The organism is Paenibacillus tyrphae (assembly GCF_000722545.1).
GTDB classification, from domain to species: domain Bacteria; phylum Bacillota; class Bacilli; order Paenibacillales; family NBRC-103111; genus Paenibacillus_G; species Paenibacillus_G tyrfis.
In genome coordinates, this window is record NZ_JNVM01000046.1 from 1 (window position 1) to 13,017 (window position 13,017).

At 49.1% G+C, this 13,017-nt stretch carries 10 protein-coding genes; 2 read left to right on the forward strand and 8 right to left on the reverse strand.

Going from position 1 to position 13,017, the window contains the following annotated elements; translation table 11 throughout:
- From ET33_RS32940 to ET33_RS32970, 7 genes are all read right to left on the reverse strand, one after another.
- Positions 1-1,420, reverse strand: a 1,420-nt coding sequence (locus ET33_RS32940) for a condensation domain-containing protein (protein ID WP_051775963.1), incomplete at its 3' end; no start/stop codon positions are given.
- A 38-nt stretch (positions 1,421-1,458) separates the two neighbouring features.
- Positions 1,459-1,857, reverse strand: coding sequence for a 3-hydroxyacyl-ACP dehydratase FabZ family protein (locus ET33_RS32945; protein WP_036692473.1), 399 nt, complete (start codon positions 1,855-1,857; stop codon positions 1,459-1,461).
- Positions 1,858-1,879: 22 nt separating this feature from the next.
- Complete coding sequence (fabF, locus tag ET33_RS32950; protein ID WP_081890616.1) at positions 1,880-3,124, reverse strand: beta-ketoacyl-ACP synthase II; 1,245 nt, start codon at positions 3,122-3,124, stop codon at positions 1,880-1,882.
- 33 nt (positions 3,125-3,157) lie between these two features.
- Entirely contained in the window at positions 3,158-4,843 is a 1,686-nt protein-coding gene (locus tag ET33_RS32955; protein ID WP_036692476.1) for a thiamine pyrophosphate-binding protein, read from the reverse strand.
- Positions 4,840-6,063, reverse strand: coding sequence for an aldehyde dehydrogenase family protein (locus tag ET33_RS32960; protein WP_036692489.1), 1,224 nt, complete (start codon positions 6,061-6,063; stop codon positions 4,840-4,842). The genes ET33_RS32955 and ET33_RS32960 overlap by 4 nt, the downstream gene beginning before the upstream one ends.
- Positions 6,064-6,111: 48 nt before the next feature.
- A complete protein-coding gene (locus tag ET33_RS32965) occupies positions 6,112-7,572 on the reverse strand; it encodes a class I adenylate-forming enzyme family protein (RefSeq protein WP_036692492.1) in 1,461 nt (486 codons plus the stop codon).
- An 89-nt stretch (positions 7,573-7,661) separates the two neighbouring features.
- Positions 7,662-8,396, reverse strand: a complete 735-nt coding sequence (locus tag ET33_RS32970) for an enoyl-ACP reductase FabI (protein ID WP_051775965.1) — start codon at positions 8,394-8,396, stop codon at positions 7,662-7,664.
- A 649-nt stretch (positions 8,397-9,045) separates the two neighbouring features.
- Here ET33_RS32970 and ET33_RS32975 point away from each other — a divergent pair.
- A complete protein-coding gene (locus ET33_RS32975; RefSeq protein ID WP_036692503.1) occupies positions 9,046-9,660 on the forward strand; it encodes a DJ-1/PfpI family protein in 615 nt (204 codons plus the stop codon).
- Positions 9,661-9,862: 202 nt separating this feature from the next.
- Positions 9,863-10,507, forward strand: a complete 645-nt coding sequence (locus ET33_RS32980; RefSeq protein WP_036692504.1) for an SGNH/GDSL hydrolase family protein — start codon at positions 9,863-9,865, stop codon at positions 10,505-10,507.
- Between the two features lie 12 nt (positions 10,508-10,519).
- On the opposite strand, the gene ET33_RS32985 is transcribed toward ET33_RS32980, so the two are convergent.
- Positions 10,520-12,904, reverse strand: coding sequence for a polyprenyl synthetase family protein (locus ET33_RS32985; protein WP_036692506.1), 2,385 nt, complete (start codon positions 12,902-12,904; stop codon positions 10,520-10,522).
- Positions 12,905-13,017 lie beyond the last annotated feature (113 nt).

The window sequence follows — 13,017 nt, forward strand, 5'->3', positions numbered from 1 at the left end:
GCGTCCGCTCCACCTGCTCCTCGAACAGCTCATGAATCGTCTTCTCTTGAGGATACTCGGCAGCCGTATCGTTAAACAGCGTCAAGATGGTATGCTTTTCTTCTTCCGAAATCAGCGATAGGTCCGAAATTTTTTGATGCGGCTTGTAAATCATATATTTAACAATGGTGAGAAGATGCTGAATAAATCCCGCTATTTCTGTTTCTTCGAATAGATGGGTACGATAATCCACATGGAAAACTAGCCGGTGCTCATCTAACAATTCCACGATACGCAGCAACATATCGTTAACTTCTTCCCCGTTAAAATCATAATCAGTTTGAATTTCTACTCCGCCCATATCTTCCCGATCCAATTGCCTGTATTCCATAGAAATGCCAAATAGCCGTTGAAGGTCCGGGCTATGATGCAAGGCCCTTAAATCTTGAATTAATTGATTGTACGGATACCTTTGATGACGAAGTATTGAAATTTGTTCCTTTGATACCGTTTGAATAAAGCCCAGTAACCCCAATTCGGGATCTACATTTCCCCGAGTTGCAGCCGTGCTTACGAACATGCCCATTGTGTTTTTTTCTTTCTTTGTGGTTCTGTTCGCGTAGGATGCACCAATAACAATATCCTGCTGATTGGTAACTTTGTGTATGTAAATATACATCGAAGCCATAAAAAAGCTGAACAAGCCAATATTGTTTTCCTTGCAAAAAACTTTGAGATCATTATACAAAACGGTATCTACAGTAAATTCTGCACGTTTCGCTTCCGTGCTTAGAGTCAGTGGATTATAAGCTTCCAAACCCGTAATTTCAGGCAAATAGGAGAACTTGTCCAGCCAATATGCCCGGTCCTTCTGGTAACGTTCCGACTGTTCGTAAGATTGCTCCGTTTCTATATAATCTATATAAGAATACAACTCAGTGGGCTGGGGCTCCTCCCCCTTAAGCAGACTGAGATAGTTTTCCGTAATTTTTTCCACGAAAATACCCATGGAAATTCCGTCAGAAATAATATGGTGAACCTTCATCGTAAACCAGTACTCATTCTCATCTATATTAATAAAAACAAATTGATAAAGAGTGGAATCAAACAGCTCCATGGGGGTTTGCCGGAACTGCTCCAACCATTCCTCCAGTTGAGCCGGGCTTTCAAAATCGGAAATGTCCAAGCACTGAAATTCCGTCTCTTCACATGGCACAACATATTGCTGGGGTATCCCATTCTCTGCCGTGATGCGGGTACGAAACGAATCGTTGTCCCGAATCAACATATGGATAGACCGCTTGAAGGCATCCATGTTTATTTTGCCCTTCATCTTCGTGGTCGCCAAAAGCAGGGACGCCGACGTATTGGGGTACAGCAACTCCGTATACCAAATCCGTTGCTGAGCTTGGGTTAACGGAAATAAATGGACATTTCTCATTGTCACTTTCTCCTCTCGGGTGATTTAAAACTAGCTGCTTATGTTTTGATGAATGATACGATTTCTTCCGCTTTAAGAATGATCCGATCTCCCACGCTGGCCAGTCCCTTGCCGAGAAGATACCCTTTTCTTCGCTTGGTCACCTCGAAATATAGATCCAACCGGTCCCCGGGCTTCGCCAAGGAATGCATCTCGACTTGGTTAAGCGAGGATAAAAAGGAGATGCCTTTTTCATCGATCGCAGCAAAAGCGCTCAACTGTGCCAAGGCTTCAACGACGAGCGGATGAGGCATGTACGGGCAATCTTGAGAAATAAACCATTCATTCCACGTAATATTCTTGTAGCCTTTGGCATAAACGGACTGCTCAGCTTCGACAATCCGATCGATCATAAGAAAGGGAGCGCGATGAGGCAGCACATCAGGAATATGGAACATGGGTTATTCAACTCCTTGCGAATCAATGTCCCCGCCATTTGCGAACTGCCAAGCATACATTGTGGCCGCCGAATCCGAACGAATTGCTTATGGCAGCCTCGATTTCCCGTTCCTGAGCGACATGTGGCACAAAGTTCAATTCCGGATCTTCCGGATCGTCGCAATTTAACGTTGGCGGCACTTTGCTGTGAACGATGCTTAATACGCTGGCAATCAGTTCGACGCCGCCTGCTCCGCCCATCAAATGGCCGGTAATCGATTTGATGGAGCTAATGGCCAAGTTCGGAGCGTGCCCGCCGAATACCGTCTTGGTCGCATTGATCTCCATTTGATCATTGAACGGAGTACTCGTCCCGTGCGCATTGATGTAGCCGACATCTTCCGGCGACAGTCCCCCGTCCTTTAATGCGATTCGGATGGCTTCCGCAGCGCCGAACCCTGTCGGGTCGGGAGCGGTGATATGGTGCGCATCCGTCGTACATCCATAGCCAACCAATTCGGCCAGGATAGGAGCCCCACGTTTCAAAGCATGCTCCAGCTCTTCAAGCACCACGATTCCCGCGCCTCCGCCGATGACAAACCCGTCGCGATTGCGGTCAAACGGACGGCTCGCCTTCTGAGGTTCATCGTTTCGTCTCGACAGCGCGTGGATATTCGCAAACGACGCCAAATCCAGTATACCGAAATTGGATTCCGAACCGCCTGCAATCATGACGTCCACCGTACCGTACTGGATCGCACGCAGCGCCTCGCCGATCGCATTGCTTCCGGTCGCGCACGCCGTAACGACGGCGTAAGACGGACCTTTTGCCCCTAATGCAATCGAAATTTCCCCTGGTGCGGAATTAATCATCATCGATGAAACGTAATACGAGCTCACCCGCTTGGGACCGTTCTGAAAGAGCTTATTGTAATTCTCTTCCACCACATCCGTGCCTCCGGCTCCGGACCCGACAACGACGCCAACGCGCGAGGCATTGGTTTCATCAATGCGCAGCTGCGCCTGCTCCACGGCTTGCATGGTAGCCGCCAAAGCAAACTGGGTGAATTGCGCCATTTTGTTCGCGTCCTTTTTGCTCATATAGAGCAAAGGATCGAATCCGTTGACTTCCGCTCCAATTTTTGTCGGTATGTCTTTTGTATCAAACAAGGTGACAGGACCGATCCCGCTTTTCCCCTCGATCAACGATGCCCAGAATTCATTCACATTCAATCCTACCGGCGTGATGGCTCCTTGTCCCGTGATCACTACGCGTCTCTTCAACACGATTCCCACCCTCTGTCGCAGTATTCTAGCCCGTTATTTTTCATAAACCGGAAAATCACCATAAATATGCTGGATCTTATCGTGCACATCCTCAATCGCTACAGGAACGATCACCACGACCAGCTTGTTCGTTTGATACTGGGCAAAAGCCAAGCGCAGCTTCTCACTCAACTCTTGCTTCTCTTGAATGACGATTTGTTCCACGTAATCATGCTGCATTACGTTCATATGCTCGAGTGGCGTTTCCGATACGAACCGGAACGGCTCACCCGGAAGTTCCAGTTGATTCAGTTGATACTGCAGCCAGCCGTAGCCTCCGTTGTTCATCACGATATAGATAAGCGGAATACGATACCGGACAGCCGTACTCAGATCGGACTGGAACAGATTGAAGGCCCCGTCCCCCACAAGAGCCACTACCGGACGGCGGTCGGCCAAACTTGCCCCGACGGCTGCGGCTGCGCCGAATCCCAAGCTGGTTTGATCGCTGGGGACGATGGAAAAGCGGTTCCCCGTAAACCGGTAGTACGGATAAAAATAAGACCACATATCCTGAAGACCGTTTTCTTGTACCAGGATGCAATCATCCGGAAATTCCGCCTGCATGGCATCCAGTACTTCCGATACATGGATATGGGGCATCGTTCCGACTTGACGGATATACGCCTCTTTGCTGCGGAACGCTTCTTCTTTACAGCTTGCGATTCGAGCGAGCCAATCCCGATCAGGCTGACGATGGAATCGCGATAACCAGTGCTCGGCCGCCAAGTACCCGTCTCCCAGCACCTTCACGCCACGATACTGATGCGAGAAATCGTCCAAATGGACATTCACCTGAACGATCGGCGTATGCGTCAGCACCACATCCCACTCGAATGTCGCCGTTTCCTCCAACCGACTGCCCAGCGATACAACGACATCGGCTTCCTGCCAAATGGTTCTCATGCTTTTATCCGTATACAGACCCGCTACTCCGCAAAATAAAGGGTGATCCTCGTCTACCGTGCCTCTGCCCGATGCGGTAGTAAAAATGGCCGCACCCCATTTGACAGCCAACGGCTCAATAAGCCCTTGTACTCCCGGTTTCATCCCTCCGCCGACCAGAAGCACCGGTTTACTTGCTTGCGATATCGTATCCCAAGCCGTGTCGAGATCGCGGGAAGAAGGGGAACTGCTCAATCTTTCCAGCGGTTGGAACGGAAGGTCTACCGCCACGGCTTGATCCGCGATGTGTTCCGGCAGTTCAAGATAAACTGGGCCCTTTCCCCCGTTAACGGCCATAAACGCCGCTTTCTCCAACGCCCATACCAACCGGTCCGGATGCTCGACCCGATACGCCCATTTCACCAGAGGCTTGACCAACGAAAGCTGATCCGCTTCCTGAAAAGCTTTCGTTCCCAGCTTATCGCTGCCGGTTCCAAGCGCAATTAAGAGCAAGGGAGCTCCCAGATGTTGAGCTTCCAGCAATCCTGTTACCGTATTGGTAAGAGCCGGCCCTTTCCCCACAATGCACACCGCCAATTGGCCGGATGTCAGCGCATAACCGGAGGCCATGAATAGACTGTTCCTTTGATCTTTGCAAATGATCATACGAATGTCCGATGATTGAAGCGAGGACAACGCTTTCAAATCGTCGCTGGGCAGACCGAATATCGTTTCCAAGCCTAGAAATTGAAGATAACGGACGATTGCATCCCAGGCCGTCATACTTGTTTTCATACTTCGATCCTCTTTTCGGAAAGGAATTCCGCAACAACCTCGGAAATCAAAATCGGTTTCGAGACCAGCTGCATATCGTAGAAAATATAGTTTGACATCGTTCCGTGCCCGCCGAATGCTTTATTGCCTTGCTCCACGTCCTCCAACGTTTGGTTGATCGTAAGCGTATGTTTTCTGCGCAGCTTGTCGGCCAAATGCTCCGAGCCGTACAAGCTGCACCCCATGGCGCGCTCGCTGAAGTAGCTGGAACCGATCAATTTCATGAGCTGTTCATCGTTCGGGTAGCTGACCACATTGAATACCGGAGAGAAGTACTCCGCAATTTCCAGCCGGTCTTCCAGCTTGCTGTATAAAATCGTCGGCTCCATCTTCTTCGTACGGAAATCAATGCCCCCGCCATAAGTGATGTACTTGTCGTTATTGTTAAAGTACTCCGACATGGCCGTCAGGATATCTTTATAAAAAATAGGCGAATAGTTGGCGTTCGGATCGTCATTGGCTCCGAAGGTCAGTGCTTCCACTTTTTCTAGCAGCAGATTTTTGAAGCTTTCCGCAATGCTTTCGTGGGTCAATATAATATCCGGCCCCAGGCAGTCTTGTCCGGAATTGAACAACCTCATCCGAATCACATCGTCGGCAGCCAGCGACAAGTCCGCGTCAGGTCCGATAATGAACGGGTTGATGCCTTGTCCGAAAAAGATATAGAGCTGTTCCCTTCTCAATTGCTTCTTGATTTGTTCCGCATTCTGATAGGTACCGGTAAACACGACAATATTCCCTTGGCTGACGGAATTCGCCATGAAAGCCTTTTGACTTACTTTAAGATTGCTGATCGGCAGCTGATGCACCTCTTTCAGCTTGTCGTGCAGCAGGCCGACATATTCCGCAACGTGCGAGGAAGCTCTGAATTCAATTCGGTTTACAAATAAAGAAGGAATGAGTAAATACAGCGCATAGGAATACAAAATCACATTGGAAGGCATAAAGACGGCCATCGAATCCTGACAAGCCGGACGATACGTCTCCACTTCCTGCAAAGCGCCCTGCAAGGTTTTAATCGTGGAATCGATCTCGGCATTGGCCGCCCGATAGGACGAGATATTGGATAAAATGCTTAAGATTTCACTTCGATGGGTCGTTAAATATTCGACGCACTTTTCGATGCTTTCGTATCTTTCGGTAAAAAGAGTATTTCCCTTCGTTCCCAAATTGGTCGTCATTACTTCGCTTCCCTTCGTTTTGTTTTTTGGGATATGGATGTTTATATATCACACTTCTTGCACCATGACCCGTTCCTGAGCCATACGTTCAAGCTCCAGTCGGTCGAGTTTTCCGTTCCGGTTTAAAGGGAACTGGGTGACAAGCAGCAGAATATCGGGATACATGTAAGTAGGAAGCATCCGATTAATATTTTTGCGGAGCTGAGACAATTCTTGCGTCGATTCGCTTTCGACAAATACGACGAGCAGCGTGCCTTTTTTCTCATCGTCCAAGGGAACGACACAAGAACGGTGGCCTAACCGGCTGATCTGGTTCTCGATATATACCGGAGAGAACGTATATCCCATTCGGTTGATGGATTTGCCGTTCCGCCCAATCACATGTAGGTTTCCTCCTTGCAAGAAGCCCAGATCGCCCGTCTTGAACCATCCGTCTTGAATGACCGCGCGGGTGAGCTCCTCCTGATGGAGATATCCCTCCATGCATCCGGGCGTGCGTATCCAGACCTCGCCGACTTCACCTTCACTGCGCTCGATACCGCTTTGATCCCGGACGCTAGTCTCCACTCCGGGAAGAGGCCTGCCGCAGCCTTCGGGATTTTCCAGTGTCCCCATGGTGACATTGCCAAGCTCAGACAATCCGTAGCCGTTCAGCAGGCGGTGTCCGAATACTTCCGCGAATTTCTCCTCCAAATCCTTCGTCAAAGGCGAACCGCCTACACACCACATGCGTACCGAGGTATTTTTCACTTGTTCCAATTGATCCGGCTTTCTTAATAACATACGAATAAAGGCGTAAAAAGCAGAGGGATTTGCATCAACGACAGTAGCTTTTTCTTTGACTACACTGCTGACGACACTCCAGAGATTCTTATGGTTGCAAATGATCAAGGAGCATTGCGTCAACCACCACGAAAAAATAAGGGAGATTCCGTAAAAATGGGAGAAAGGAACAATTGGGAGCAAGCGATCGCTCGACACATAGTTCATGGCCTCTACGGATAACTTGATATTATCCATAAAAGAACGGCCCGATTTCACTATGCCTTTGGGCTTGCCTGTCGTTCCCGAAGAGAAAAGGATCAGTGCATCTTTCATTTCCATCCACTTATCGAAATGAATCGGCGAAGAGTTTACCTCCTCGGCCCAATATTCGTAAACCGACTTCTCCTGAATCATGCTCTCGATGATTAAAATCGTCGCTTCCGGAATATCCGGAGCAGCATCGGTCAGGATGCAGCCGGCCCCGATGTCCGCATAAATTTGACCCAGCTCGTCCGCCTGGATTTGCTCATCCACCACGGCGATCGATACCGCAAGCTGGCACAAGGAGAACAACGTCACCACGAACCAATACGAATTGCCCGATTTCAGGATGACTCTGTCACCCTCGGAGAGTCCTCGAACGCCTAACATTCGAGAGAACACTTGAACATCTTTTTCAAACTGATCCTTGTTATAGGTATAGCGAGGAGTAATGATCTGACTTTCGGATTGAGCAACAATCAATGTTTTTCACTCCTATGATGTATTATCGATGGGCGAATGATTGACTCATGTTTACGACTGCTTAAGAGGGTTCCTCCTTTTCTTCAAAATTACATGCCGACAATGTGGTAACCGGCGTCGACATGGATCACTTCTCCCGTGATTCCCCTCGAAAGCCCGGAGAGCAGGAATAGTGCCGTATCGCCAACTTCGGAGGCGTCGATACTCTTGCGGAGCGGCGTTATTTCTTCGATCTTTTTCAACATCGTATTAAAATCTTTTATGCCGTAGGCGGCCAAGGTACGAATCGGACCTGCAGAAATCGCATTAACCCGAATGTTAAATTGCCCCAGATCATTGGAAAGGTACCGTACCGAAGCTTCCAGCGACGCTTTCGCCACCCCCATGACATTGTAATTTTTAATGGCGCGTTCGGCCCCGATGTAGGTCATCGTAACTATGCTTCCGCCTTCCGACATCAACGGGTAGATTCTTTGGGCGACCGCTGCCAAGGAATAAGCGCTTACTTCCTGTGCAAGGCGAAAGCCATCCCGCGAAGTTTCGACAAACATCCCGTCCAAATCCTCGCCCTTGGCGTAGGCCACACTGTGAACGTATCCATGCAGGACACCGACACTTTCTTTCAAAATTTGCCCTAAAGCATCAATTTCTTCATCGACGGTTACGTTACAGGCATAGGCTTCGGCCCCGGGCAGCGTTGCAATCAGACTGCGGACCCGCTCTTCCACCCGCTCGTTTTCATACGTGAAAATAAGCTTAGCCCCTTGACTTGCCAAAGATTGCGCCGTTGCCCAAGCGATGCTTCGATTATTGGCAACACCCATAATTAAAATATTTTTTCCAGTTAACAGTTGAGAAGCCACAACGAATCACCATCCAAATGTCGAATTTTATCCTATAATTCAAGAATAAATGAGATTCATTTAATAACATGTAATATTTCCATCATAAACCTTCTAGCATAATATTTCCCATAATATCACGGAGCAATTAATTTGGAAACTATATTTATAAAGATTTATATAAAATTTGTAAACAATTCGACTCCATAGGGACTAAAGATCTAGATGTACAGACAATTAAAGATATCGTTCGTGTTCCCATCAAGCCTTGAAATATAAGGAAATTTTCGCACTACTTACATTTGTTAAGCAGAATTCGACAATCCATTTAGTACGATAGACCGATCTTTTTCCATTGCAACTCTATTACTTAAGATGAACTCCGTAATTTATCTAATTTTGTAAAAATTTATCATAATATGACGACTTGGAGCATGAAGTAGTGTCCGATAAGCCGCCGCGAATCACGATAGTGCACAATTTGTCGAAATTCCGGAGCTCCATCTAAAAATAGCACCTTGTAGTTATTTTATGTTCGGGGTTCTGCCTATATAATGTACCAATAAGCGCAGCTTGGCGGAGACAGACCGTTGAAGGCGAGATTTGAAAATTAAACCGAGGAGGAGATCGTATGAAATCTTGGAATGTCGGTATTTTGTTGTTTGATCAGGTGGAAATTCTTGATTTTGCCGGGCCGTACGAAGTGTTCGGTCTTGCTGTGCACGACCGCTATCAACCGACCGAACGCTTGCTGTTCAACGTCACCACGATATCGGAATCCGGGAGTCTGATTGTAACAGAGAACAACTTGAAAGTGACTCCCGATTACAGTCTGACCACCGCCCCTGCCTACGATCTGCTCGTGATCCCCGGGGGGCCGGGAGTGAGGAAGGCTCTCTTGAATCAAACTCTTGTCAACTGGGTTCGCGCCCGTTCGGGCGATACGCCATGGATTACTTCCGTATGTACGGGGGCACTGCTGCTGGCTCAAGCGGGTCTTCTGGACGGGAAAAAGGCAACGACTCATATTGACAGTATCGATTGGATGCGTACACAATTTCCGGCGATCGATGTCATCGATGGCGTCAAATACGTGGACGAAGACCGGATCGTGACTTCGGGAGGCGTTGCCTGCGGCATGCACATGTCGCTGCATATGGTGGACCGCCTGGCGGGAAGGGAAGTCGCCGAGGATGTGTCCCGCATCATGCAATTCGAGACGGACTTCGATAAATACTCTTGCTGAAGAGGAGCACATGTAAAAAGGAGCTTGCCGCCGTATTTTCAGCGGCAAAGCTCCTTTTTCATTTTGCGCGAAAATCAAGCCTCCCAGACTTCTTCTTAATCCAACTTAACCCCCCTCTCCTAAAATCGCTAGCGTCCACACAACATGTACCTGACTGCAATATGATATTTTATGATCAAAAGTTGGAGTTGGTGATATCTTGATGATCTATACAGCTCTTGGAGATTCCATTACATTTGGCGAAAATGCCTCCTCTTGGGCAAAGGCCTATCCTCAATTGACCGTGTCCGCCTTAAATTCGGATTCGCGCAAGGTTCGCGGGGTTGTTCTGGCGCGGTCCGGTTGGAGCAGCGATGATCTATTGGATGCCGTGATATGGCGGGGGGCCTCCGCGATCGCCCTTTCCTCGGTCGTTTCGGTCTGGATTGGCGGAGTGGATTTAGCCAACGCGGCGCTGGCTTCCTTTACAACCAAGCAGCCGCTTGCCGTAAAATACCTAATAGCCGGCTATAGGCGTAATGTCAATGCCATTTTGACCCGAATCAAAAAAGGGAGCCGGGCCCGGATCGTTTGCTGCACGCAATACAACCCGTTTCCGAACACCCCTCTTGCGGTAGAGGCGATAGGACAATTGAATCGGATGATCACCGAGCTCGCCCATCGCTGCGATGCCACTGTAGCTCCCACTCATACGTGGTTTGAAGGTAAGCAGGCAGAGCTTGTGCATGGTTTTCGAAACGGAAAGGTGGAAGACGCGTTAAGCGGATCGTTGCCCATCCATCCGAACGATCGGGGGCACCGGGTGATTGCCACGGGACTGGCCCCGTTTCTGATTGCCCGCAAGTAATCTTTGTTCATCCTAACGGTTTCTGTTGACCATATAATCCAACAAATGCCTCAGAAAAACGGTACGGCGCGGCATTTCCTGCAACGCTTCCATGGCAGTATAGTAATGCTCCCACATCCTTTTGTTGGCGCCCTCCTGTCCAAGGATGGTGACGAACGTCGAATTGTTGTTTTCAGCATCCTTGCCAACAGGCTTCCCAAGCAACCGCGCGTCTCCTTCCAAATCAAGCAAATCGTCCTTGATCTGAAAAGCAATGCCTGCATGATAAGCGAATGTTTTCAACACTTCGATTTCCTTCTCGTTCACCTGCGCGAGAATAGCGGGCATCACCAAAGCGGCCTCAAACACAATGCCGGTTTTGTAAAAGCAAATCGTATTCAACTGCTCCAGAGTCAATGCTTTCCCCTTGGAGCTTAAATCCATCGCCTGTCCTACACACACGTTTTCCGCCATTTCGGCCGAATATTTCATCAGGGCAAGCACGGTTTTCGCATCAAACCGATCCAATGAAGCTTGTTCCTGAATGGCCTTCTGAATCAGCAACAGACCGGTCAATTCCGCCGTGGCGCTATTATGCACCCGATGCAGTGTCGGACGCCCTCTACGGATCGACGCGTTATCCTGGGACGGCAAATCATCGAAGATCAGGGAAGCGGTATGCATATATTCCAGCGATCTCAGCAAGGGAAGGATGGACTCTGCACGGAGTCCATATTCTTGCACGCCCATGACCCAGGTCACGATCGGACGCAGACGTTTCCCGTTCCCTTCCAGACTGTAATTTGCCGCATCAATGAGCGACTCTTTCATCGCCGGAACGCCGTCAGGCTTGGCAATCTGCAAAGTGTCGTTGATCTGCCGGCGTACCGTTTTGACGGTTGCGGCGAACTCTTCTTTTTCGTCCCGGTCTCTTTTTAAAATGGCAACCAGTTGGTCCCGAAGCAGCTTATCGAAAAATTCCACATCTTCCGCTTTTTCAACCATATGTTGAACAAGCCGGTTGAACGCCGGATTTTCCGAAGCAAAACTCTCCATAATGCGGTTATATTTTTCGGTGCCGATGCGCGTTTTGCAACGTTTTAGACCGTTGATGGCACGAGCCAGGATCACCTCGCGGGCCTTCGCATCGGAGCGATACACGTCATGAATGAGATGGGCAATGACCGTCCAGTATAATTCAAAGGGATTGATCAGATCCGGCCGTTGGTCACGGTACGTTAAATAATAGGTGTAGGGCGTCACCGCGCCGTCTCTCCTATCGTCGAACATATCCGCGAAATCGTCGGCTAGCTGGTTGAAGATACCATAAAAGAAGGTTCGAGCCTCAAAGCCTTCGTCCAAGGGAACGCGAAGGATCGAGCGGGCAATCAAGCGGGAAGAGGCGGACTTTAAAATGATAGGTACATAAAGCTCTTCATTGGTGTACGTGGCATGGGTCAGCTCCTTTGCACGGTCCAACTCTTGCGAGTGAAAGAAAACGTAGGCTTGCTCGAAAAACAAATGTTGGGTTTCCGGCCGCTGGCGGCTTTTCATATATTCAAAGGCTTCCCGCAGCTCTGCGTGCACGTATAGAATCATAGCTTTACGGGCTCCGGACCACTCGCCCAATTCCGGCACCGATCCCGTAAGAAGCGCAGTCCGTATCATATCGGAATAATGTGTTTTCTCTTGAGCAGTTAAGACCTGCGCATCCAGAAGATCGTCGATGAACGGATAGGTGAGACCATAGGAATAACCGAGCCGGATCGCTTCATCAAGTCTCCAGGCACGCTCTTCAGGTGATGGCTCATTGCCCATCTCTTCGATCGCATGCATGACAACCCCAACAATGATCTTGATCAGTTTGCGCTGGGCATCCTCGGCATTCATTTCCTCCGGAATATGGGCCGCTACGCTCTTCAGCTTGTCTATCACCCATATCGCGGCCGTTTCAATGCCTTCTTTCTGAGCCCATCGATACAGCCCCGCAAAACTGACAAACGCCGGCCGTTCTTCCCGGTTGGTTGCGGCGGGGAGAAGCAAGCGATGCTTGACGTCGGCAGCTGCACGCTTCATCTTGGCCTGAGCTTCAGGAGAATCGATGGCTTTGCCCAGATCCCGCATGTAAATATAGGATACGCTTCGATCCAGGTAATCATCTAATTTGCCCGTATGCTTCAGCCATTGGATATAGCGGTGATACTCCCCGGCATCGGACTGCCGCTTGCCTCGCGCGACAATGGACAGCCACGATTGACTGCGAATATGATCTCTTTTCCACCATTCGAAATCTTGCGTAAGGACAGGCACATACGTTTTTTCCATGACTTGCCGATAGAGCGTCGCAAAGTAGCCGGCAGCCTTCTGCTCAGCCCGCCGATAACAGGCATCGGCATGAATTATATATTCCTCATTCATAGGGGTACGACCTCAACTTCTATTGTTGGTATAGGGGTAAGCTTTTTGGGGAGGATGAGGTTTGCCGCAAGCTGTATCGGATTGAAGTTGGAGTGCCTTCCGCAGCAGCTTCG

What these genes read in the sequence shown, in the direction of transcription:
- ET33_RS32980 (WP_036692504.1), top strand. Translation starts at nt 9,863, where the DNA reads ATGATCTATACAGCTCTTGGAGATTCCATTACATTTGGCGAAAATGCC.
- ET33_RS32955 (WP_036692476.1), bottom strand. Translation starts at nt 4,843, where the DNA reads ATGAAAACAAGTATGACGGCCTGGGATGCAATCGTCCGTTATCTTCAA.
- ET33_RS32945 (WP_036692473.1), bottom strand. Translation starts at nt 1,857, where the DNA reads ATGTTCCATATTCCTGATGTGCTGCCTCATCGCGCTCCCTTTCTTATG.
- ET33_RS32985 (WP_036692506.1), bottom strand. Translation starts at nt 12,904, where the DNA reads ATGAATGAGGAATATATAATTCATGCCGATGCCTGTTATCGGCGGGCT.
- ET33_RS32975 (WP_036692503.1), top strand. Translation starts at nt 9,046, where the DNA reads ATGAAATCTTGGAATGTCGGTATTTTGTTGTTTGATCAGGTGGAAATT.
- ET33_RS32970 (WP_051775965.1), bottom strand. Translation starts at nt 8,396, where the DNA reads ATGGGTGTTGCCAATAATCGAAGCATCGCTTGGGCAACGGCGCAATCT.
- ET33_RS32960 (WP_036692489.1), bottom strand. Translation starts at nt 6,063, where the DNA reads ATGACGACCAATTTGGGAACGAAGGGAAATACTCTTTTTACCGAAAGA.